The 23264-nt window shown below is 60.1% G+C and carries 19 protein-coding genes and 1 pseudogene; 11 read left to right on the top strand and 9 right to left on the bottom strand.

The window, feature by feature from the left end; all coding sequences use genetic code 11:
- Positions 1–197: 197 nt before the first annotated feature.
- From IB262_RS34845 to IB262_RS34815, 7 genes are all read right to left on the bottom strand, one after another.
- Positions 198–2621: an AAA family ATPase gene (locus IB262_RS34845; protein WP_348646958.1), complete on the bottom strand. Its 2424-nt coding sequence runs from the start codon at positions 2619–2621 to the stop codon at positions 198–200.
- A gap of 4 nt (positions 2622–2625) precedes the next feature.
- Positions 2626–3033 (bottom strand): hypothetical protein, encoded by a 408-nt coding sequence (locus IB262_RS34840; RefSeq protein ID WP_192494525.1) that lies wholly within the window; start codon positions 3031–3033, stop codon positions 2626–2628.
- Positions 3033–3485 (bottom strand): hypothetical protein, encoded by a 453-nt coding sequence (locus IB262_RS34835; RefSeq protein WP_192494524.1) that lies wholly within the window; start codon positions 3483–3485, stop codon positions 3033–3035. Before IB262_RS34835 ends, IB262_RS34840 begins: the two co-directional genes overlap by 1 nt.
- Complete coding sequence (locus IB262_RS34830; RefSeq protein ID WP_192494523.1) at positions 3478–5838, bottom strand: hypothetical protein; 2361 nt, start codon at positions 5836–5838, stop codon at positions 3478–3480. The genes IB262_RS34835 and IB262_RS34830 overlap by 8 nt, the downstream gene beginning before the upstream one ends.
- Positions 5835–7367 (bottom strand): site-specific integrase, encoded by a 1533-nt coding sequence (locus IB262_RS34825; protein ID WP_192494522.1) that lies wholly within the window; start codon positions 7365–7367, stop codon positions 5835–5837. The genes IB262_RS34830 and IB262_RS34825 overlap by 4 nt, the downstream gene beginning before the upstream one ends.
- Positions 7364–8572: a tyrosine-type recombinase/integrase gene (locus IB262_RS34820; RefSeq protein ID WP_192494521.1), complete on the bottom strand. Its 1209-nt coding sequence runs from the start codon at positions 8570–8572 to the stop codon at positions 7364–7366. Before IB262_RS34820 ends, IB262_RS34825 begins: the two co-directional genes overlap by 4 nt.
- A 168-nt stretch (positions 8573–8740) precedes the next feature.
- Complete coding sequence (locus tag IB262_RS34815; protein ID WP_192494520.1) at positions 8741–9994, bottom strand: ATP-binding protein; 1254 nt, start codon at positions 9992–9994, stop codon at positions 8741–8743.
- A gap of 278 nt (positions 9995–10272) precedes the next feature.
- On the opposite strand from IB262_RS34815, the pseudogene IB262_RS34810 reads away from it, so the two are divergent.
- Positions 10273–11511: pseudogene (locus IB262_RS34810) on the top strand (OB-fold nucleic acid binding domain-containing protein); the annotation flags it as partial.
- A gap of 802 nt (positions 11512–12313) precedes the next feature.
- On the opposite strand, the gene IB262_RS34805 reads toward IB262_RS34810, so the two are convergent.
- Together IB262_RS34805 and IB262_RS34800 are read right to left on the bottom strand one after the other, a co-directional pair.
- Positions 12314–13630, bottom strand: a complete 1317-nt coding sequence (locus tag IB262_RS34805; RefSeq protein WP_060606815.1) for an aspartate aminotransferase family protein — start codon at positions 13628–13630, stop codon at positions 12314–12316.
- Positions 13631–13632: 2 nt separating this feature from the next.
- Positions 13633–14682: a phosphotransferase enzyme family protein gene (locus IB262_RS34800; RefSeq protein ID WP_192494519.1), complete on the bottom strand. Its 1050-nt coding sequence runs from the start codon at positions 14680–14682 to the stop codon at positions 13633–13635.
- A 181-nt stretch (positions 14683–14863) separates the two neighbouring features.
- On the opposite strand from IB262_RS34800, the gene IB262_RS34795 reads away from it, so the two are divergent.
- The 10 genes from IB262_RS34795 (at position 14864) to IB262_RS36565 (ending at position 22811) form a co-directional block, all read left to right on the top strand.
- The gene (locus tag IB262_RS34795) at positions 14864–15544 is read left to right on the top strand and encodes a GntR family transcriptional regulator (protein ID WP_034800404.1); all 681 of its coding nucleotides are present in this window, start codon (positions 14864–14866) and stop codon (positions 15542–15544) included.
- Positions 15545–15620: 76 nt separating this feature from the next.
- Positions 15621–16361 carry an SDR family oxidoreductase gene (locus tag IB262_RS34790; RefSeq protein WP_034800406.1) on the top strand — a complete coding sequence of 247 codons (741 nt, stop codon included), beginning with the start codon at positions 15621–15623 and terminating at the stop codon, positions 16359–16361.
- 197 nt (positions 16362–16558) lie between these two features.
- Positions 16559–17611, top strand: a complete 1053-nt coding sequence (locus IB262_RS34785) for an ABC transporter substrate-binding protein (protein WP_192494518.1) — start codon at positions 16559–16561, stop codon at positions 17609–17611.
- A 102-nt stretch (positions 17612–17713) separates the two neighbouring features.
- On the top strand, positions 17714–18781 hold the full coding sequence (locus IB262_RS34780; RefSeq protein ID WP_177235764.1) for an ABC transporter ATP-binding protein: 1068 nt from the start codon (positions 17714–17716) through the stop codon (positions 18779–18781).
- Positions 18778–19956 (top strand): ABC transporter permease, encoded by a 1179-nt coding sequence (locus IB262_RS34775; protein ID WP_060606811.1) that lies wholly within the window; start codon positions 18778–18780, stop codon positions 19954–19956. The genes IB262_RS34780 and IB262_RS34775 overlap by 4 nt, the downstream gene beginning before the upstream one ends.
- 2 nt (positions 19957–19958) lie before the next feature.
- The gene (locus IB262_RS34770; protein WP_089046041.1) at positions 19959–20741 is read left to right on the top strand and encodes an ABC transporter permease; all 783 of its coding nucleotides are present in this window, start codon (positions 19959–19961) and stop codon (positions 20739–20741) included.
- 59 nt (positions 20742–20800) lie between these two features.
- Positions 20801–21052: a helix-turn-helix transcriptional regulator gene (locus IB262_RS35785; RefSeq protein ID WP_246802833.1), complete on the top strand. Its 252-nt coding sequence runs from the start codon at positions 20801–20803 to the stop codon at positions 21050–21052.
- Positions 21053–21350: 298 nt separating this feature from the next.
- Positions 21351–21671, top strand: coding sequence for an SIS domain-containing protein (locus IB262_RS34760; RefSeq protein WP_060644503.1), 321 nt, complete (start codon positions 21351–21353; stop codon positions 21669–21671).
- Between the two features lie 22 nt (positions 21672–21693).
- Positions 21694–22278, top strand: a complete 585-nt coding sequence (locus tag IB262_RS34755; RefSeq protein WP_112977429.1) for a dual specificity protein phosphatase family protein — start codon at positions 21694–21696, stop codon at positions 22276–22278.
- 401 nt (positions 22279–22679) lie between these two features.
- Positions 22680–22811, top strand: a complete 132-nt coding sequence (locus IB262_RS36565) for a hypothetical protein (protein WP_255381413.1) — start codon at positions 22680–22682, stop codon at positions 22809–22811.
- Positions 22812–23264 lie beyond the last annotated feature (453 nt).

Below are 23264 nucleotides of genomic sequence, written 5' to 3'. Positions count from 1 at the left end.
GTTCCAAAGAGTGCGGTTTCGGCATTGAAGCTGGGTGAGTGAGTAAAGCCAACGCCTTTTGCCGAAGGGGCTTTTGACGTCCATATGTCGAAAGCGGTGTTGCACACCGGTTTTCCCTGCGTTTGTTGCTTTCGTCCGGCGTGGAATCGCAACATCTTCTGCCAGTGTTGCAGGCGGCGAACTCGCCGTGTGTTGCTCTATTCCTCGCCGAACCGAAGGGCGGTATTCCGCTGGAGGCTCGCTGGAGCTGCCGCGATTATCTCATTGATGAGATCGATGTCGCCGACGAGAACGACGGTCTCTATGCCGCGAGTTATGGCTGTGTAGAGCATGGTCCGATCCAGCAGCTTGGACCGAACAACGGGGATGATGACCCGTTTGAATGCCGAGCCCTGCGCCTTGTGCACGCTGATCGCCCAGCCGTGAGTGAGCTTCTCAAGGTCGGCGGTGGTGATCGCGTCTTCAGCGCCGTCGTCGAACCGAACCCAGGCACCTTTGGCGTGGGGTTTCGTGACCACGCCCAGAGAGCCGTTCATGAACCCCGTGCAGATCGGATCGCCCGTTACCTTGTCGACAATGGGCTCTCCTTCGGCGTCGAGTTGAGGGGCCTTCGAGTAATCGTTCTTCAGCCACATGATCTTCGAGCCAACGCTCAAGCCCCAGTCCTCGACGTTCGCCTGCCTGGCCATGTACTCGGCCTCGATGGCGCGATTTAGCTCCTTCGAACCGGCGGGTCCGTTCTTCACCTGCGTAAGTATCTGAACGTCCATCTCGTGCAGGGCGGCCGTCTTGCCGTAGGCTGGCACCCGCCCGCACATCGCGCGGAAGGCGGCAACGGTCTTTCCGGCTATGTCGTCTTTCGACGCAGGGAAGAGATAGACGCCAGGTGTCAGTGCCACGTTCGGATCGAAGCGCCTGAGGCCAACTGCCTTTCCGGTGCGTACCGCCGAGGCGACGGCTGGGATGCCGGTCGCATCGTCCTGTCTGTGAACGATGTCCAAGGTGACCGAAGGAATGCCCGCTGCCTTGACCATGGTATGGAAGGGCAGGCCGGGTCCAATAGGCGGGAGCTGGCCGGGGTCACCGATGAAGATCAGGTTGACCTCGTTCGGCAACTGAGCGAGCACCCGGTAGATCGACGGGGTGTCGAGCATCGAGGACTCGTCGAAGATGACGGTCCCTGACTGGACACGGCGGCCTGCATTTTCGATGTCGTGCACCAGTCGCGAGAGGGTGCTCGCTGGACGACCTGTCGCTTCGCTGATCCGTCTGACGGCGCGGCCTGCAAGCGCCACCTGCAGGTGTTCGACGCCTTGGCGCTGCGACGCTGGAAGACCATTGCGGATGGCCTCCAGTGCAGCAAGGATCGCCCGCATGACGGTTGTCTTGCCCGTACCTGCACCACCGCTGATGACGCAAATGCCGCAGCTCGTGGCCATGTACACCGCCTCACGCTGGGCATCGGTAAGCGCGTAGCCGATTTCCTCCTCCACCCTGGCGATGGCGTCAACGACGAGTTTGCCGTCGAATGCCGGAACTTCACGACCAACGCGCTCGCTGACCTGTCGCGCGACCTCTTCCTCCATGAACCGGCACGCCCTCGATTGCAGAAGATCGGGCGCAGGCGACACGACACGACCGCTGGCCAATGCCAGATCGATGGCACGCGTCGGATCGCCGGTCCAAGGTACGAGCAGGCGCTTCACCAGAGGCTTCAGAACCGGGGAAGGGGAGGCCATGTTCCCTGCCCGGAAGCGGATCGCCAACGCTTCCTCGACGGAGGCCGTCAGCCGCCTCGGATCGTCGAGGGCGAGACCCAGCCGAAGCGCTCGCGCGTCCACGTCCTTCCATGGCTCAAGCAGTGTCATCGTGAACGGGTCGGCCTTTATGCGGTCAATGGCTCCAAGACCCCAGACACGAGCGGCAGCACCGGCCACGCGAGGCGAGACGCCGTACCGATCCAGCCAGCGGAAGATTTCGACCTCTTCGGTGAGCATGCCGAAGCCGTCGACGATAGCGATGGCCCGATCCGCGCCGACGACCTCCGCGAGAGCCTTCAGGTCACGATCCCGGATGATGTCGTAGACGGCCTCGCCGAAGCGATCCCAGACCTTCTCCGCCGTCGCCCAGCCGATACCGACGAAGCGCTTGTCGGTGGCGAGATGCCGGATGATCGCCCGCCCACGTGTCACCAAAGGGAGCGACACCTCGGCATGGAGTTGCGGTCCGTACTCGGGATGAAGCTGGACAGAACCCGTGACGCGCCACGTCTCGCCCACGGCCGGGTCGCGCGGCGACCTCTTCGACGGAACGAGCGCACGACGAAGCTGCTCGGTTCCGTCCCGACCGATGATGACATGGTCGCCGAACCGGCTGGCGTGAACGGACGTGATGGACAGCTCCCAGGAAGACTGCTCAGAACGCTCACCAAGGACCAGGAACGTCTGCCCCTCTGCGCCACCCCGTCGTTGATTGGCCCCTGCCATGGGCTCTGGCTCTCCGTTCACTGCGGCCACCCACGACGGGACGTCGCGGGTCCCTGCGCCTCGTTCACTACGATCCAGCTCCCACGGCCTGTCGGGGCCACGACGGCGCGGCTCCGAGGACCAGACTTCAAACACCCAATCATGGAAGTCTCCCAGTCTCCGCGATCACCGCGCTCAAGCGCTTGAAGCGATCCACCTCGCGGCGAAGGGAAGCGTTTTCGGCCTTCAGACGAAGGTTCTCCTCTTCCAGAGCCATCTGGTTGCCATCGACCTTGGCCTTCTGCTCGCGATCCGCTTCCGCCTGTTCGAGGCGCGTCAGGTTAGCCTTGCGATCACGGTCGTCTGCGTTGCCCAGGATTTCGGCGCAGCGGGGGTTCGTGCGGAATACCTGCCGGTCGAACCCGCATTCCTTGGCGATGAGGCTCTTGTTCAGATCGACGCCGTATCTCGGAAGCGGCTCGTCCTTGCGTCGCTCCAGATATTCGATCAGGGCATCGACATGCTCTTGTGCGATCTCGACGCCACTTTTGCCAGTCCCACGCGCCATCAGGACTTCCTCGGAGGAAGTGCGACGACTTCACCGGAAGGAATGGCATCCATGCTGTCGAGCTTGTCGACCACTGCTTGATACCCCTCGAAGAACCGCTTCCATTTCGAGAACCCGCCCATCTCGGCGACAGCAAGGATCATCATGCGATGTGAGGCGATCACGAGCTGCCTGTCGCCCTGCAGTTCATCGATCTCGGCGTTCTTCACCTCGACGAGCCGCTCCAGTTCGGCGCGGGATTTCTTGCTGCTCCGGTCAATTGCAGCCCGTATCGTCTCCTGTCTGCGCTGGGCGGCCTCGAACTTGGTGCGGCGGTCGACATTCCGGGTGATGTCGGTGGCGTTTTTGAAGACGCTGCCGCTGCGCCGGACGATGGCCCTGGCGGTGATGGTTTCGTTTTCGGCGATCATCGCCTCCAGCAACTCCTCAAGATGGGCGCTCTTATCAATCATCGAGGTCTCTCAGACGGTTCATGGTATCGATAATGCTGTTGCCGAACTTCTGCTCGGGCGTCACGGAGAGGTCCTTGCCATCGGGGAAGGGGTGTTCACCGGGTTCAGTCGCGAGCGCTTTGCCGATGTTGTCGTAGCGAATACGGGCATGTGTGAGCTGGTTTGCCCAGCCAGCATATCGACGACCCTCGGGCACGGCTTCCAACTGGACGATAATCTTCGCGAAGCGGTCTCGCATTTTTTCAAGATGATTGTGCTCTTCGACAATGTCGGTTCGGGCAAGATGAAGGCAGCCGTTGAAGCATTCGAGGTGTTTCGGGCAGGGATCGCTGGTGAAGCTATTCACGCATAGCCCGTATGGCGTGACGTGGAGACCGTCGGCCTCGGCATTTAGGTAGTCGAAGGCTGCGTCGTCGCCATACTCGCGTTGGACACGCCGGAACTCGTCGACGATAGGTCCACGCACCTTATTGGCGGCGATCATCTTGTAGACCTGAAGCGCCTTGTCGCCGAGAGAATCTTCGGCTTCCGGAGGAACGTCGATATGTTCGATATCCTCATGAAGGCTTCGATGATCGTACTCGTAGCTCTGCTGAACGCTACGGCGGCCGAACTTTTTGGTGATCATCGTGTCGGCGACCCCGAGACGGAACAGCTCGGTGTTCTGCAGGTGCCGCAGGGAATGAGAGGTCAGCGTTAACGCGCGGTCCTCGTCAGTCTGGCCGTATCGCTGGAAGAGGGTCGCCCAGCTTGCCTTGCCGCTTAACGATCCGTTCAGTGGCCCTTTGTCCAAAATTCCGATGGCAGAGTACATAGTCGTGTCGAGAAGGCCGTTGTTGCGCCCCTCGATCACGTTTCTGATCGGCATAAGGAACAGGAGGTCGTGGGGATAAAACAACGTGCCGTCGGTTGTCGTTGTTGGCTTGGTGGCGGACAGCTTTGTGCCGCGATTTTCTCGGATATGTTCCTCAACGTCACCGATACGGACGAATGCGGATCGCCAGTTGATCCGACCACTCTCAATCACGCCTGCCGACGTCCGGATCGGGATGGTCCGTTGAGCCGGGTTGGTCCAAAACTGCGACAGACCAGCGGGCCTGCCGTCTAGTTGAAGATCGCGGATCGTGTCGAGGTACTGGGGATCGTAGCTTTCACGGTATTGCCGGATTAACTCTGGCGGAACCTCTGCATCCGAGAAGACGGCATTTCCTGTCATGCGGACGTACATCTCCCAGGCAGGAACGAGCGCGTCTTCGGCATATTCGGGAAAGATGCGACCCGTTTCAGCCTGCCGTTTCAATCGCTCCCGCAGCGGGGCGGTAATGGTGGCGATGTGGTCGAGCGTCTCGACCACAATCTCCTCGAACATCGGTGGGACGTGCTGGATGTTCTCGTACAGGGCCAAGCCCTCGGCAAGGTCGTCCTCATCCTGCTTTTCGGCGAAGTACCTGATGATCAGCGAGCGGGAGAACCCACCATGCTCTCCGGCCGGTCGGCCGTCGGCGTCCAGATATTCGCGCCAACGCTTCCAGTCCAATGGAAGAAGGGCCGCCTCTCCGATCCGGAAGCCGAGGATGATCTGGACCTTGAACGCTGCGAACCGGATCGCATCCGAGAAGGACAGGGGTGTCTCGGTGAAGACAATCCGCACCAGTTCCCAGAAGGCCTTCTCATCCGGAAGCTTCGACGCCGACTTCCGTTCAGCCAAGCTGCGCCGCAGGCTCTTGCGGCCACCATGCGCGTTTTGGCGGTTCCTGACCGCATCGGCCCGCTGCTGCGCTGTCAACGCTTCCTTGCTGGAATAGGGCTGACAGAACCGGGCCAGAGCGGGGATATCGGCAAGCTTTTGTCTGTCGATGACGTTCCTGACCATCGTCACGAAGTCGAGCGCCTGCTTGCCGGATTCTGAGGATCGCAGAACGGCGTTGTAGGCCTGCTGGATTTGATCAGGGGTAACTGCCCAGGGCGGAGTATTCTCTGCAGCTGGTGCCAGCCGTCGGATGCCAGCGGCCACTTGAACGGCGCTTCCGGGCTTCGTCTGCCCAAGGAGGAGCTGATGGATCAAAACGGCTTGGAATAAGTCCAGCCAGGCAGGCGACATGGGCTTTGGCAGTAAGAGGCCTTGCCCCATTTCGGCTTTGATCTCGTTCAATTTCTCGAATGGCGCGGTGTCGACCCCGACCTGCCCAAGCCATGAGACAGGTTTCGACAGCCCGCCCCTCAGCTCCGTAAGGTTCCACCTCGTCTCCTTGGTGACCTTGCCCTCATCATCAAAGGCAAGCTTCCAACTCAGGCCACGCTCTTCGGCCAGCCTCTTGGCCGTGGCAATGTACTCGGCATAGAACGGGTTCATGGCCCAACCCCACCATCGGATTTCAGTTCCTCGGCAACACGTCTTGCGGCGTCCAGGGTGCTCTTCAATTGAGCGTAAGCAGGAGATTGCTGGTTGTTGCGGGATGCGGCGGCGAACTCAGTGACGACCGGGCGAAGGCTCTCCACGACGTCCTGATGGATTTCAGGATCATTGAGCGGCATGAACTGCGAGCAAGTATAGCAAGCCACCACCGGGTTTTTCATGCAGAGGTTTTGACCCAGGTTGCAACCTCCTATCCCCGCAATAGGAATCCCGTGAGGCACACCCCCGATCTGCTTCTCGGCCGGGAGGCCCAGAAGCATCTCCTTGTCGATGGTCCTCGTTGTCGCAATCTTGGCAACGTTCTTGTAGATGGGCGAGATCGCAAGGGCATCATTGATACGCTTGGCCTGTGGTGGCGATGCGTCGAAGTAGACATTGGCTACGCGGTCGCTAGAGTGTCCCATGAACTCCGACAGACCAGCGTGCGAGATGCCGCCGTCCGCGAGGCGTTGCGCCGCCGTGTGTCTCAGGTCCGTCGGCGACCAAGCCTCGCCCGTCAAGTCGGCTGTAAGCTCAAGTATGACGCGGCTTACGCCAGATGGTGTGAGCCCGAAGAGGAGGTGAGGGGGCACACCCTTTTCCAGCATGACGCTTCCTGCATCCCGCCGCTTCACGAACTCGTTGAAGAGTGGACCCCATTCTCGCTTGATCCGCCGAGTTTCTCGAATTCGCTTGCGCTTATCCTTCTGCTTGATCCGGGTGACTGCCACATGCACCGCACCAGTCGAGTAAAGACGTACGTCGGCCGTTTCGATCCTCGCGATCTGGCCTGGACGGAAGGCATACTGGTACGACGTAACTAGAATGCACACGTCCCGCAGCGCCTCGGTATCTATCGACTGCGTATCATTCGAAAGCGCCGCGCACATCGCGTCGATGTGGTCGACGATAAGGCTCTGTTGATCGAGCGGCAGGAAGCAGTCGCCGATGCGGACGACGCGATATCTGTCGACTTTCGGACTTGGCAGTGCACGAACAACGGATAACGCTGAAGGCTCCCAATGCCCGATATTCAATCGACACAGAGATCGTAACATCGCCCTTAACGCGGAGCCTTCGTCCACCTGCACCTGGGCTAGAACGAATGAGGTCCAATGGGCACGGGCATCGAATGGATACGAGGCGATAAGGTGTGTGAAGGAATCTAGTCCTCGGCGACCAATGTAACTACAGAGCCTATCGAACCATAGCTTGATCGAATGCGGATCATATTGGTGAAGCCAGTCGACCAAAACACGCTTCACTACGCCGGAAGTGGCTCCGAATCGCGCAAATTCCAAAGGATATTGAACGCCGTCCACTCGAAGAACGACATCGTCATGATCACCAAGGTTGCGAATGGCCATCATCTCATCCGCGAAGTCGTCGTAGTATCTGACAATCGGGGGGAGTTGTGGCAGCCCCGCAGAGAGTTCCGCCAATTTTTCAAGTAGTTCCGGCTTCACACTGTGTGCGATGACACTCATCGTCCGGCCTCTGGAACAGTACGCCTAAGGGCATCGACGAAGTGATCGAACTTTTCGCCCCAGACTTCGTCCAGGCTGGTTTCGAAGTAGGCCTTGGCATAGAGGCGTGGCATATCCGACTTCTTTGACCACCCAAAGAACGTTCTTAACTTCTCTTGCGCCTTGTCCAGGTCATTGCCCGTATCTTGATACCGACGCATCCTGACGACAGCAGATGTATGGCGGAGATCATGGCATGATACGCCGTTAAGTCTCTGTTTTTTCAAAGATTGCTTGGCTTCATCGGACAGAGCCTTAGTGGCTACCTCGAAGATTTCACTGATGGATCGCAGCGAAAGCGGTGAGCCTTTCTGAGAGATGAGAAGGTGTGGGTGGTTTGCCCGTCCGCGATAGTTGCGTATGTAGAACCTGACGAGTTCAACGATCTCTTCCTGTAGCGGAAGCTGGCGTCGCGAGGCCTCCGTCTTCAGGCCGGGCTGCTCGTATCGAGGGTCCGGATCATCGACTTCCTCGACATCTAGCCAGTGAACGGTCTTGCGGCCAACGGGATCAAAGTCCTCCTTGAACGAGGAAGCGTACAGTAACGCGCCTTCGCCACGCCGAAGCCCGAGGCGCAATAGCAACATGAAGACCAGGAGGTTGCGCCACCGCAATGTCTCAGTCCTGAACGGATTTCGAGGTGAATCCGGCCTGAAGATTTCGTACAGGTCTTCGATAACTAGCGGCGGAAGCGCCCGGATTGGAGGCGGCGGCCTTGGCGAATTTGGCACCAGTTGGCCATAGTAGTTTTCGAGCCGTAATATCTTCGCTGCGATCTCATTTGCACGGGGGCCAGCTCCTTTCTGGGCCTGCTGCAACATCTCTTTGATGAACTCGACCGCAGTGCTCCACGTCGGAGTATTGTCCAACTGTTTGATCACAGCTTCATTGCGGAGCTGCGCCAAGAAGCCGACAAGGCAATCCTCCAAGGCATCGCAGTCAGCATCCGCGATCAAACGGTCGAGACAGTCTACGCCGTTCTGTTCCTCCACCGCTTGATAGAGCCTGTCCAGTGCAGCCAGGTGCCGTCGACGAGTCGATGCTTCCCAAGAATTGAGCGCGTCAGACCAGATGGTTGCGAAGAAGCGCGGTAGCCCGAGTGAATTCACACTGACGATACCACGAAGGGCTGGCGGCAACATTCGATGCGATAGATTGACCGGCATGCTGCCTCGCGATTTTATGCGCGGCAAACGTCTCACATTGAAACGGGAAAGCAACAGGCCGAACCGCAGTTTTGCACAGAAATCACAAGCAGCCTAAAAGGCGGTTCGGAGGCAAAAAGCAACACTTCCGAAACCGCATGTTAGTTCCATAATAAGTATCTCGTGATTTTACATCGTCCACAGGACCGAAAGCGGAGCGGCGTGCAATTTTTCGCCAAATGGCGTCACGCGGTCGTGATCGTGCAAAACGATGCCGTGCAGGAAGCGGTCGCCTACCGCCTCCTGTAACTGACGAAGCCCTTTGAAGTCTTCAGCCTTAACCGTCGACGATGCCTTGACCTCGATGCCGACGACGCGACCGCGCCGGTCCTCGACAACAACATCGACCTCGATCTGATCCTTCGTCCGATAGTGAGAGAACGAAAGTCGGCGTTCGGACCAAGATGCAAGCTTTAGGAGTTCTGATGCGACGAAGCTTTCGAGCAAAGGACCGAAACGCGTCTTGTTTTCACGGATACTGTTGACATCGTCTTCGCGCAGGGTTGCGAGCAGGCCAGTGTCGAGAAAATGCAACTTTGGTGTTTTTACCAGGCGACTAAGCCGGTTGTTGGACCATGGCGCGAGGGTTCGGACAAGGAAGAGTCGCTCAAGGATTGCTACATACTTTTGAGCGGTGACACTGGATAGTCCGAGGGCCGTGCCGAATCCGCTATGATTGACCAACTGTCCCGCATGCTCTGCAAGAACATTAAGGAGGCGCGGCAACCTGCCCAACTGATCGATGTTGGCAATGTCGCGCACGTCTCTGTCAAGGATAAGCGCCACGTAGTCTTCAAGCCACGCGGTGCGCCGGCCGGGCTGCGTCCTGCGTACGACCTCAGGGTACCCTCCACGTACAACCGTCTCAACAAGGTCGTCGCCGAGCACAAGTCCGTCCGCGATCGCGGGCACCTCTCCCGCAAAAATGCGATCAAGAAAGCGGCCTGGGGTCGATCGGATTTCAGCCTGTGCAAACGGCAGCAACGAAATTAGGGCCATGCGGCCGGCAAGAGAGTCTGCCACCGCCGGCACGGTGGCGAGGTTTGCTGAACCTGTGAGCAGGAAGCGGCCCGGCTCATCGCTGCGATCTACGCTTTCCTTTATCGCAAGCATTAACTCAGGCGCACGCTGAACTTCGTCAATTACCGCTCGGTCGAGGCCGCGAACGAAGCCTACAGGGTCGGATTTGGCGGCGCTGAGTGTGCCGGCGTCATCAAGGGTGTAGTACGGCCGCTCTGTTCCAGAGAACTGTCGCGCAAGGGTGGTCTTTCCTGCCTGCCTTGGTCCGGCGACGAGAACGACGCGCGTGTCCGACAGCGCCGTCTCGACCATGGAGCGGGCCTTGCGTTGGATGAGTGTGTTCGGGCGATTTGTATTGGTCATGCGGCCAATGTTAACTCCATTGGCGTCCAATTTAAAGCAGAATTCCGTCCAATTTAAAATGTAACTTGCTTTATCGCGCGGCCCGTCGCTCGAAAACAAAGAGTGTACACGGAACGCGACGGACGGGGGCAGTCGATCCCTCTTCCCCTTCGGGCCACTATGTTGAAGCTCCTGCGGCGGCCCTTTTTCCGCCCGTCGCGTGACGCGAATTCCCGCTTTCCCGCTGAGGCGGCGCTTTGTTGAAAGCTCCGATACGCTTCATTCTTGACGGACCGATCAAGCATACCGGCGGTGTGTCGAAGTTCGGGGAGAAGCTTGTCCGGGGCATGGTCGCAAACGGCTACGAGCCGGACTTTGCGATTAAGACCTTCAAGCAGCTCGAAGGCTTCGGCAGCTACGGCTTTCCTGAAAGCCATGCGGCGTCCTTCGCGCTGATCGCCTACGCCTCCTCGTGGCTCAAATGCTGGCACCCGGACGTCTTCTGCGCGGCGCTTCTGAACGCGCAGCCGTTGGGTTTTTACGCCCCGGCCCAGATCGTGCGGGATGCGCGCGATCATCGGGTCGAGGTTCGGCCAGTTTGTGTGAACGCCAGCCGCTGGGATTGCACGCTTGAGGCAACAGCGGATGAAAGTCGCTTTGCCGTCCGTCTTGGTCTTCGCATGGCCAAGGGGCTGGCCAATGTCGACGCTGCGGCGATTGTCGTTGTGCGCGATGAACGACCTTTCGAGACCGTCGACGATCTCTGGCGTCGGGCAGGGGTTCCGGCAGCCTCGCTCGTCCAGCTTGCCGAGGCCGATGCGTTTCAGCCTTCACTGAGGCTTGCCCGGCGCGAGGCACTTTGGGCGATCAAGGCATTGCGCGACGAGCCGCTGCCGCTCTTTGCCGCGGCATCTGCCCGGGAAAGTCGGACCGTCGCCGAACTCGATGAGCCGTCAGTGGCGCTAAGGCCGATGACTGCGGGCGGCGAAGTGGTGGAGGACTATGAGCATGTCGGGCTGACGCTGCGCGACCATCCGCTCTCGTTCCTGCGCGCGGATCTGACGAAGCGCCGCATCGTCACCTGCCGGGAGGCGATGCAGACGCGTGACGGCAGGTGGCTTGAGGCGGCCGGCCTGGTGCTTGTCCGCCAGCGGCCGGGCTCCGCCAAAGGCGTGATGTTCATCACGATCGAGGACGAGACGGGCATTGCCAATCTGGTTGTCTGGGCTAAGACCTTCGAAAGCTATCGCCGCGTGGTCCTCGGGGCCGGCATGCTCGGCGTCTATGGTCGTATTCAGCGAGAAGGCGAGGTCGTGCATCTGGTCGCCCATCGGCTGACCGATTTGTCAGGCGAACTTGCCAGCGTCGGCGAGCGGGATGCCAGCTTTCCGCTTCCGCATGGGCGGGGGGATGAATTTCATCATGGGGCGCCGGCGCCCGATCCGCGCGGCCTGCCGAAGGGGCCGCGTCCGCGCGATATCGTCGATCCCTATCTGCATCTCGATCAGATCAAGGTGAAGACGCGCGATTTCCGGTGAGAAGTGTTTTCTTGGAATCCTCGAAAGCCGGTTTACTGCTTCGTGCGGCCCGAAGTGCCGACGCTCGGCGAGGCGTGGGATGAGGTATCGCCCCACTCGGGGCGGTTCCCCCATGCCGCACCAAGCTCTGGCTAACGTTTGCCTAGCCTCGTCCGCCCCGCAGCCCGAATTGAGAGAGATGAGTCAGACGAGAGTCCGATAAGTCCAGAGCCAATGGCCACTTCGAGGGTCTGGCTGTATTCACTTCCCGCGAGCCCTTGTTTCTTGGCATGATTTTCAGCGGCGCCGCGTAAGACGGATGGCGACACGCCATACCGCACACTGTGGAAGGCGCCCAGAATAATAAGAAGTTTTTCGTCCAAGCTCTTCATAGTTTACCTTCAATCTATCTTGTGATGGAGGCGGCAATGGCGACCACTGGTGGACGGCAATCGACTCACCCGCGTGCTGCGGTTCCTTGGCTGCGTAATGGTTAGCCGCGCTTATCGCGCAGGCGTTGGTAAGGCGCTTTTCTTCGACGAGATTGCTCCATCGACACCTGCTTGTCAGGTGTGATGAAACCATGCCTTTGTTGGAAGCACTTAGAGGTGCCGTGGCCGTGACGGGTCCTTCCAAAGCAAAAGTAAGGCCCCGGCCCTAGGCATGGGTTCTGACCGCGATTTTGAAAGGAAGGTTTGTTAGAGCGCGATGCCAATCGCGCAACAATCAAAGCTAGCGAGCAAACTCGAGAGACCGTTCTACCTGTGTCTTCGCCTAAGCGTCAATCGGTAGTAAAACCCGACTGCGGCGCGAAGCCTCCTATTCAGAGAGACCGCAACACGTCGCCAAATGCATCCAACAGCATGTCCGCATTCTCGCGAGAAAAGACGAGAGGTGGCCGTATTTTCAGAACATTGGCATTGGGACCGGAGGCGCTGATGAGGATGCGGCGATCTCGCAGACCATTTACGATCCGAGTCGTTAGCGCGGCATCAGGGCTCTTGGCGGCAGGGTCGGCAACGATCTCGACGCCGATGAAGAGACCGGAACCGCGCACGTCCCCGAGAGCGTGGTATCGATCCGAAAGGCTCTTGAGGCCACCCATCAGGTAGGAGCCGACCTCCAGCGCATTTTGCTGCAGCCCCTCAATGCAGATAGTGTCGAGCACTGCCTTGCCGGCCGCGGCGGCGACCGGATTGCCGCCGAACGTGTTGAAATAGCGCGCCTTTGGGCCGAACTCAGCGATAACCTCGGGGCGCAGCACGATACCCGCCATCGGATAGCCGTTACCCATTGGTTTGCCGATCGTCACCATGTCGGGTGCAACGCCGTGGCGTTCGAAACCCCACATCGTTTCGCCCGTTCGACCGAACCCGGGCTGCACCTCGTCGGCGATGAAGAGGCCGCCAGCCTCGTGGATCGCGTCCACCGCAGGCTTGAGAAAACCTCTCGGCCCTTCGAAGATGCCGTCGCTGGAAAAGATCGTATCGGTGATCAGCATGGCCGGCTTGATGCCGTGACGTTTGAGATCGGCGATTGCGGCGCGCACGTCGTGGCCGAATTTTACCGCCATCTGTTCGGGCGAGTGACGGTAGCTGTCCGGCGCGGGCACCGTGCGCACATGCGGGCCGAGCGTCACGGATTCGCCGAGCGAGGGCGAGAATTCGGCAACCGCGCTCGTCAGGCCGTGATAGGCGAGGTCCGTCGCGATGATGCCGGTGCCCCCAGTGACGAAGCGGGCGATGCGAACGGCGAGATCGTTCGCTTCACTGCCGGTGCAGGTGAACATGGCCTGGCTGAGCGCCTTGGGGAAGGTGGCCGTCAGCGCCTCGGCATAGGCGACGATACCTTCGTGCAGGTAGCGTGTGTGAGTGTTGAGCACGGCCGTCTGCTTCGTGATTGCCTCCACCACGCGCGGATGGCAATGGCCGAGCGACGCCACGTTGTTGTAAGCGTCGAGATACCGCTCGCCGGCCGTGTCGTACAGAAAAACGCCTTCGCCGCGGACAAGATGCAGCGGTTTTTCGTAAAACAGGCGGTAGGCGGGACCGAGCACTTTTTCTCGGCGCGCGATAAGCGCCCTCTCGCTCTCGTCTAGTCGGTCGAAATCTGCACGCGAAAAAGCATTCACCATCGACATGATCAAGCCTCGGAAAGGTTGGGCGCGAGCCGTTTCAGCCCGGCCGGAGTGAGATCGACTATGTTCTGCAGGCCGCGGCATGCGGTCGCGTGGTTGCGCATGATATAGGCCCGGTTCTCAGGAAAACGTGCGGAACGCCACTCCGCGATGATGATGGACATGGCGAGGCGGGAACGGGCGAGAAGCGGTAGCAGCTCGATTTCGGCCGGCTCCAGCGCGCGCGCCGACAGGAAGCCTTCGAGGAAGGCGCCGGTGCGGGCGGCCCAGTTGTCGGTCGCAAGGTGATAGGAGAGGGCGACGGCAAGGTCATTGATCAAGGGCGCATGCACCATGTCGCCGAAGTCGATGATACCAACAACTTTGGTCGGCTCTGCCGGATCAAGCAGGATGTTGTGCGGATTGAAATCGTTATGGATGATCTGCCGGCGCTTGATCGCGGCGATCGCCGGCATCGAGCGTTCGAACTCGGCGAGTATGGCCTCCACCTGCGCTCGGCGCTCGATGCCGACATGGTCGAGCAGGGCGACAAGGTCGAGTGTATGAGAAATGTCCCACATCAACTTTCCGGCGGGCGGGCGCCCTTTGTAGTCTTCGAGACCCAGCCCAAGTTGTGCGAGCGCCCGGCCGACGTTGCGGCTCTGCGTCTCTGAGGCCGAGGTGCGGTACTGCAGTTCGCCGCCGAGGAAGGTCAACAGGCGCATGACGCGGGGGCCATCGGAGGTGGAAAGCGTATGGCTCGGCGCTCCGGTTTTCGTGAGCATGAGCCTTGGCACCGGTACATTGGGGGCCGCAGCCTCCAGATGCATTAGCGCACCATCCTGGAACTCAAGCGAGGCCGGGTCTTCGGCGGGATTGGCAATCTTGAGGATGAAGTCCGTTCCGTCCGAGCGGGTAAAAAGAAAGGTCTCGTCCCTTTCGCTTGAGAGCCGCCTGATCGAGCCGCTCGCGCCATACACCTGCTTCACCGCCGCCTCCGCATCGGAAAGCGATGTCGCGCTCCATGTTGCCGACATGGAATCGGCGTTCTTGGCGGTGGGCGATGGCTCCGTCATGCTTGCTCCGTTGGCGCGGTCGCCCGCATTTCCGTCAATCTCTGTCCGTCAGCTGACCACGACGACGACGACATTGTCGCGCCAGGCCGTTCGGTAATTGATGTCTGCGACACGCCATACTTGAAACACAGCGAAAAAGATGCATCAAGTATCTTGTTATTCCATTTTTCGGACGAATTCCATGCCTCAATTCACGTCACTGGATCATGAGAACCTCAACAGCGTCGTTTATGGTGCGTTGTGCGATGCGCTGATCCAGGGCCGGTTCCAACCCGGCGATCGGCTGAAGATCCGGGATCTGGCAGAGCAATTCGGCACAAGCGTTACGCCGATCCGCGACGCAATCCTTCGGCTTGCCAATGACGAGGCGATTATCTTCCGCTCGCCGCGCGACATCCGCATCCCGGGCTTGAGCGAAAACCGCTACCGCGAGATCCGCGCAATACGGGTGCGCCTGGAGGGACTGGCCGCAGAGACTGCGGCCCAGGTGGCGACGAGCGCGGATATCGAAGCGTTGGAGCGGATCTTGCGCGAAAACGAACAAGCAATCGAGGCCGGCGACCGACTGAAGGGTACGCAACTCAACCAAGCCTTCCACTTCCTGCTGCCGCAGATCGCCGGGCTGCCGGTGCTGAACAGCATCCTGCGGCGGCTCTGGCTGCGGATGGGGCCACATATTTCCGATGCTTACATAGAGGGCGGACGGGCGATGATTGACCACCACTACCCGGTCGTCGAAGCCCTGAAGCGGCACGATCCCGCCGCCGCTTCGATGGCAATCGTCGACGACATCCTGCTCGGCGGCAAGCCGATCCTCGAGCGCATCGAACGGGGCAGCGAGCCGGAGGCGCGCCGGGCTTAACGTCGCTTGGAATAGGAGACTTGCAATTCATGGGCAGCCTATTACGATGCATCAAATATCAAAAGGAAGCGCTCCGATGACCGATGATTGCCGGTACATGTTGCTGACGGGGGCGAGCCGCGGGATCGGGCACGCAACGGTCAAGCTCTTTCAGTCGAAGGGCTGGCGCATTCTCACCGTTTCTCGCCAGTCCTTTTCCGAGGAATGTGCCTGGCCGTCCGCACGCGAGAGCCATATCCAGGCCGACCTTGCCGACCTCACGCAGATTGACCGCCTGGCTGCGACCGTTCGCGAGCGCCTACCGAACGGCCGACTGCATGCACTCGTGAACAATGCGGGCATTTCGCCGAAGGGACCGGGCAAGAGTCGCCTCGGTGTGCTGGATACCGATGCCGATGTCTGGACGCAGGTGCTCAACGTAAATCTTGTGTCGACCGCTTTGATCGCCCGCGCACTCATGCCGGAACTGGAAGCGGCGAAGGGCTCGATCGTCAATGTTACGTCCATCGCAGGCTCTCGCGTCCACCCTTTTGCAGGCGTTGCCTATGCGGCGTCCAAAGCGGCGCTGGCCTCACTGACCCGCGAAATGGCGCACGAATTCGGCCAACGCGGCGTCAGGGCGAACGCCATCGCGCCGGGCGAGATCGAAACGTCTATCCTGTCGCCCGGAACCGATGAACTGGTGGCGGCGGAAGTGCCGATGCGAAGACTGGGCGAACCACGCGAAGTCGCGGAGACCATCTACTTCCTTTGCACCGAGCCATCGTCCTACATCAACGGCGCGGAAATCCACATCAACGGAGGGCAGCACGTCTGACAACGGTCAAATCGGGAAAAACCCGTTGGCCTGCAATGACTAGAATGCATCCATCGGTTGAAACGTCCAAGGGAGAATGGGCGCAAAGACCGGTGAGGCCGCAGCCACCGCCGCAAACAGGACGGGGACAACGGTCTGCATGGGATCGTCATCGGAGCCGCAGCGGCTCTTTCACCAACGAAGAAAAGGGGAATGCCATGAAGACAATCTTTCAATCGGGTGTCCTGGCGGCGGCTGCCGTCGTTCTGTCGGCGGGCCTTGCTGTGCCGGTTTTCGCGCGAGATCTAACAGTCGTTTCATGGGGTGGAAACTATCAGGATGCCCAGCGCAACATCTACTTCAAACCGTTCTCCGAAAAGTCCGGCAAGCCAGTGCTCGACGAAGCCTGGGACGGCGGGATCGGCGTCATCCAGTCGAAGGTCAAGGCCGGCGCACCGAACTGGGATGCGGTGCAGGTGGAAGCCGAAGAACTGGCGCTCGGTTGTGCCGACGGTCTTTATGAAAAGATCGACTGGGACAAGATGGGCGGTAAGGACAAATTCCTCGATTCTGCGGTCAATGACTGTGGTGTCGGCGCCATCGTCTGGTCGACGGCCATCGCCTATGACGGCGACAAGCTGAAGGAAGGCCCGACTTCCTGGGCGGACTTCTGGAACGTCGAAAAGTTCCCCGGCAAGCGCTCGCTGCGCAAGGGCCCCAAATACACGCTGGAATTCGCGCTACTCGCCGATAGTGTCTCCAAGGATGAGATCTATGACGTTCTCGGTACAGAGGAGGGGGTCGCCCGCGCCTTCAAGAAACTCGACGAATTGAAGCCTAACATCGTCTGGTGGGAATCGGGCGCACAGCCGTTGCAGTTTCTCGCATCGGGCGAAGTCGCCATGACTTCGGCATACAACGGCCGCATCACCGGCATCAATCGGTCGGAAGGCAAGAACTTCAAGGTCGTCTTTCCCGGCAGCATTTATGCCGTCGATAGCTGGGTCGTGTTGAAGGATGCGGAGAACAAGGAGGCTGCGCAGGACTTCATCGCTTTTGCGAGCCTGCCGGAAAACCAGGCGAAACTGCCGGAATTCGTGGCATACGGTCTGCCGAACAAGGAGGCCGCGTCCAAAGTACCGGCGGAATTCTCCAAGGACCTGCCAACCGATCCTGCCAACATGACAGATGCCATCTCGCTCAATGTCGATTTCTGGATCGACAATGCCGAGACGCTGACGCAGCGCTTCAACGCCTGGCTCGCCCAGTAAGAACATCCGTGGTGAAGGGCGCTCCACCGGGAGCGCCCTTTCCTGGATGGCTGGGTGCGTTTCTCGAGGACGCATCCTTCGCCTTTAGCGATGGAGTCTGCCGTGGCCGAATACATTCGATTTGACCGCATTACGAAATTCTACGGCCCGCTTTGCGTGGTTGAACATCTCGATCTCGGCATCGGGAAGGGGGAGTTCGTCAGCCTGCTCGGCCCGTCCGGCTCGGGCAAAACGACGCTTCTTATGATGCTCGCTGGCTTCGAGCAGCCGACCGCGGGCGAGATCCTTCTCGACGGAACTGCCATCAATAAGGTGCCCACCTACAAGCGGGACATGGGTGTTGTCTTCCAGAGCTACGCGCTCTTCCCGCACATGTCAGTCGGCGAAAACATCGCTTTTCCGCTCCAGATGCGGGGCATTGGCAAGGCGGGGATCGATGAGCGCGTCAAACGTGCACTCGACATGGTGCAGCTTTCAACCCTTTCAGACCGACGGCCCTCGCAGCTCTCGGGTGGCCAGCAGCAGCGCGTGGCGCTTGCCCGGGCGCTTGTCTTCGAACCGCGTGTCGTGCTGATGGACGAGCCACTCGGCGCGCTTGACAAGCAGTTGCGCGAGCAGATGCAACTCGACATCCGCGATCTGCACCGCCGCCTCGGCCTAACAATCGTTTTCGTTACGCATGACCAGTCCGAAGCGCTTACGATGTCGGATCGCGTCGCCGTCTTCAACAAGGGCAAGATCGAGCAGATCGGGACACCCCGCCAGGTATACGACGAGCCGGCGACGCGCTTCGTCGCCGAATTCATCGGCGAGACCAATCTCGTCGAAGGTGTCGTGGAAACCGTGCAAGGCGCGGAAGCGACTGTGCGTCTTCGTTCCGGGGCACAAATTGTGTCGGCGGTTTCCGGCAGCGTCGCTTCCGGCCAATCCGTCTTTCTCTCCATCCGTCCGGAACGGGTAGATCTCAGCGAGACGCGCAGTGAGGGTCGAAACGTCTTGGAAACGGAAGTTACGGATTCCGTTTATCAGGGCGATCATTTGCGCGTGCAGTTGCAGAACGCCACTCACCCGCTGATCGCCAAACTCGGCAGAAGGTCGCGCGAGTTTCCGCCAGGCACCAAAGTCTTTGCGGCGTTTTCGGCCGGCGATTGTCGGGTCATTGCGCCATGAGTGGAGTCTCCTCCCGCACTGGACGATCGCTGCTTCTTCTGGCGCCGCTGCTCTTTTTCCTCATCGGCTTCTTCGTTTGGCCGCTCTTCAGCATGATGGCGCAGTCCGTGTCGGATCCGGCCGTGTTGCGGCTGCTGCCACGCAGCGCGGAAGTTCTGGCCGATTGGGACCGTAAGTCTCCACCCACCACACCCATGCAGCTGGCGCTGATGGAGGACCTGAAGTCCGTCGACGACGATCAGGCGCTTGGTGACATGGTGCGGCGTCTCAACAGCGCCCGCTCCGGTTTTCGCACGCTGATGGGCAAGACGACGAGTGCATTGAAAGATACGGCGAACCCACCCGCCGACCTCGTTTCCATCGACAAACGCTGGGAGAAGCCGGAGTTCTGGCTGGCGATCGCAGATGCGCTCTCGCCCTATACCGACCGCAACCTGCTTGCCGCCGTCGATCTTGGTCGCAATGCGGCTGGTGATATCGAGCATCTGCCGCCAGACCAGTCCGTCAACGCCGTGATCCTCATGCGCACCTTCTGGATAGCCGCGCTCGTCACCTTCGCATGCGCCTGTATCGGCTTTCCGTACGCAATCATCGCCGCTTCGCTCGACGGTTGGAAGCGTGATTTGATGCTTGGCGCCGTATTATTGCCGCTGTGGACGTCGCTTCTGGTGCGCACGGCGGCCTGGTTCATCCTGTTGCAGGAGCAGGGTCTCATCAATGATCTCCTGCGCGCCATCGGCCTCATAGATGCGCCGCTGACGCTGATCTTCAACCGCACCGGCGTCATCATCGCCATGACCCATGTGTTGTTGCCGTTCATGGTGCTGCCGATCTATTCCGTGCTCATCACCATCCCGAAGAACTTGATGCCGGCCGCCGCCTCGCTCGGCGCACGCCCGCTGCGCGCTTTCCTGCGTGTGCTGCTGCCGCTAAGCCTCAGGGGTGTGGCGTCCGGCGCTCTGCTAGTGTTCATCTCTGCGATTGGCTATTACATAACGCCGGCGCTGATTGGCGGACCGGGCGACCAGATGATCTCCTCGATCATCGCCTTTTACGCCACGGGATCGGCGAATTGGGGCATGGCCGGTGCGCTCGGGGTCGTACTCCTGGTCGCAACTCTACTGCTCTACAGCGTCTACTCACGGCTCTCCAGCGACGAAGTTGGGGGGCGGTGACCATGCCGATGAAAATCGCCAAGGCCACCTTCGCCACGCTGACGATCCTCTTCCTCGTCGCGCCACTCATTGCCATCCTGCCGCTCGCCTTCACCTCGAGCGTGATCCTCACCTATCCGATCCCGTCGTGGTCCCTACGCTGGTTTGAGGAACTCTTCTTCGCGGACGCCTGGCGGCGGGCAATCGTCAACAGCCTGATCATCGGCACGGGCACGACCTTGCTCGCAACCGCGCTTGGTACGGCCGCGTCGCTCGGCCTGCGCAACCGCCTTCTTCTCTTTCGCGGTTCGATGCGCACACTTTTCCTGCTGCCCATGGTGGTGCCGGCCGTCGTGCTGGGGGTCGGCATGCAAGTGCTGCTGGCGGGTTTTGGCCTTACCAACAGTTACATGGGCGTGATCATCGCCCACACGGTCGTTGCGGTGCCCTTTGTGGTCGTGAGCGTCACCGGCGCGCTTGCCGGCATTGACCAGCGCGTCGAGCTTGCGGCCCAGAGCCTCGGTGCTTCGCCAACGACGGTGTTCCGCCGGGTCACCCTGCCGCTCGCCATGCCGGGCGTACTCTCTGGCGCGGTGCTCGCCTTTGCGACGTCGTTGGACGAAGTCGTCCTCACGCTCTTCGTCGCAGGCCCGAACCAGCGGACGTTGGCGCGGCAGATGTTTTCCAGCATCCGTGAAAACATCAGCCCTGCGATCGCTGCAGCGGCCTTTCTCTTCATCGCGGGGACGGTGTTGATCGGCCTCGCTGTGGTTGTGTCGCGGTCTTTGATAGCGAAGCGGCGCTAGGAGACGGGAAGCACAGCGCTTGCGGCTCCTAGCATGTCACCGCAGACGGAGTCGAACATCTGCAGGATGGCGGTGCGGCGGCTTGCATCTCCCGGACGCAGCGTGACCTCCGCAGAGGCATAGGTCTCAGCCAGCAGGAGTTTGCCAAGATCGTCGGCCTCACTCGTCGGCAGATCGCTGAAAAAGAAGTCGGCGGCGCGAACCCAAGGTTGGAGACACTGGAGAAAGTCGGCCGGGGGGCTTGGTCGTTGGCTTCGTGGCGAAGCCAGAGCCGGACCCCTAGTCTGCTATCCTCGGAATACACGGTTTGAATTCCGTCCGATTAAAAGTGAAATCTCGTCTAAATCAAAGTGAGGCTCACCCACGTTCACAACCTTCACATTCGCCGGATTAAATTGATGCTCAAGCGGAACGCTAAGTACGGGGCATCCGGTCCCATCCCCTTTCGGATGTTGAAGGTCCTGCCACGGCCCTTTTTCCGCGCTTCCCGTGACGCGAATTCCTATTTTCCCCCACAGCGCGGCGCTATGCTGAAAGCTCTGATACGCTTCATCCCCGGCTCGTTTGCAATGCTGTCACAGCTTCGCCGTCCTACCCATCTTCACTGGCATGAATTCCGATCCAACCTTGCAGATGGTTTCCGCACCGCGCCCGACGGGAGAAGACGTGCTTTTCGTGCTCTCCTTCTCGGGCCGAACGAGCTATCTTATTTCGAACATCGAGATTGCCAAGAAGGCCGGCGCACGTATAGTTTCCATCTCTCCGGGCGGCTCCGTCGTCGCCTCCCTCGCCGATGGAAGCATCAATCTCAACGCCTACCGCGCCTCGACCCATCCCCTCATCGTGCCGACCGGCCGCGCCCCGATGTATGTGATGCTCGACGTGCTTTTTGCCCTGCTCGCGCGCAAGTGCGAGGCAGACACGCTATGAACCGGATGCAAGGACAATCGACATGGAAACGACCTTTTCGCCAGTGCTGACCGTTTGTGGGATCGACGAACTACCGGGCCAGAGCGACAGGAAGGTGACCCACGTCCTGTCGATCGTCGATCCGGAGCTGCCGGAACTTGAGGCGTTTGGCGGTTACGGCACCCATCACCGCACGACCTTGCGCTTCCACGACATCATTGCAGCCGTACCTAACCGGGTGATGCCGCGCCCCGACCATGTCGAGGCGATCCTTCGCTTCGGCAACGACTTCCTGGAGCGCGCAGATAAGCAGGCGTCTAGCCACGTTCTGGTGCATTGCCATATGGGCGTGTCGCGATCGACCGCCGCGATGCTGACCCTGATGGCGCAGGCAAACCCGGACGAGCCGGGCGAGAGCCTGTTTGCCCGTCTTGTCGCCATCCGTCCGCAGGCCTGGCCGAACTCGCAGATGATCGGCTTTGCCGATGAACAGCTCGGCCGCGGAAGCGACCTCACCACGGCGCTGCGCCGCCATTACGGACGACAGATCAAAAGCCGCCCCGAGTTCACCGAATGGATGACCTCCCTCGGCCGCGAGGCGGAGTTGAAGATGGCCATGCTCGGCTGACGTCGACCGCTGACTCGTAGACCTTTTGTTCGCGGCCGTTCGATGATCATGCGATCCCCGAGCTTGAAGGCGGCCCCGCCCTCTGCGGCCGCGACCTCAGTTGCGTCGCGCACCGTGGGCCTAGGCGTCTCGCTGACGCCGCCACATACCCAGGCATCGACTAGTCGCATTTTCTCGATCAGATCAGGCGAGCAATCGACGCTGACGAGAGGGCGCGTTTAGAAAGGGAAGGGGCTCTTTTCGGGAGCCACCATTGGGTCGGGGAGCACGGCTCCCACATCGTCAGCGCCGCCCACACTTTCGCCCGCGTGTATAACGTCATGGTGAAGCGGGCGGCTTGCGGTTGGGATGCTCGCATCGTTTGATGCAGTTTATCGTCTCTGACGCGGTGACCGCTTCTTTTGCGCGACTCCTTAGCGAAATCGACCTTCTTCGGAACGTCGGTCGCCGTGCCATCAGCCCTTCGAGGCGAGATCGAGCAACGTCGCTCGCAGAAGATGATCACCTTCTCCTGCCAGAACCTCGGCCTGTAGCGAGCCCATTTTTTCAGAGATGTTCGAGACACCATGCTGTCGGCAACATCCACATCGGCCGCCTGCTGGAGAGGCAGGCAAATGGGAGGCGGCTCATCACCAGGATCAGTACCCCGTATTTGAGCGGAGCTGCTTGCCGGGGGCGTGGGCCCGGTTGCTGAATAATCGCCGCCTCTTGCCGAACCTCCTGGGACGATCGATTTCCGCCCGTTTAAGCGGGCGGAAAGTGGCTACTGCTGTCTGTTGATAGAAATACCGTTTAATTTCAATTGGTTGTGAGATTTATGTCGGGCCCATGAAAATCCCTGTTGACGTCTGCGAGGATGGGGGTCTATAAGCCCGATCACTGACGAGGGCGGCGGCGCTGCTGGCGACGACGACCTTCGCTCTAGAGTTTCCTGGTTGGCTTGGTGCTGATTGAGGGGTTCGGGACGAGAGTTCTGGGCTTTGTGG

The organism is Ensifer sp. ENS02 (genome assembly GCF_014851885.1).
GTDB lineage: Bacteria > Pseudomonadota > Alphaproteobacteria > Rhizobiales > Rhizobiaceae > Ensifer > Ensifer adhaerens.
Note: the sequence above shows the minus strand (reverse complement) of the source record. Positions and strands in the feature narration are given on the sequence as shown.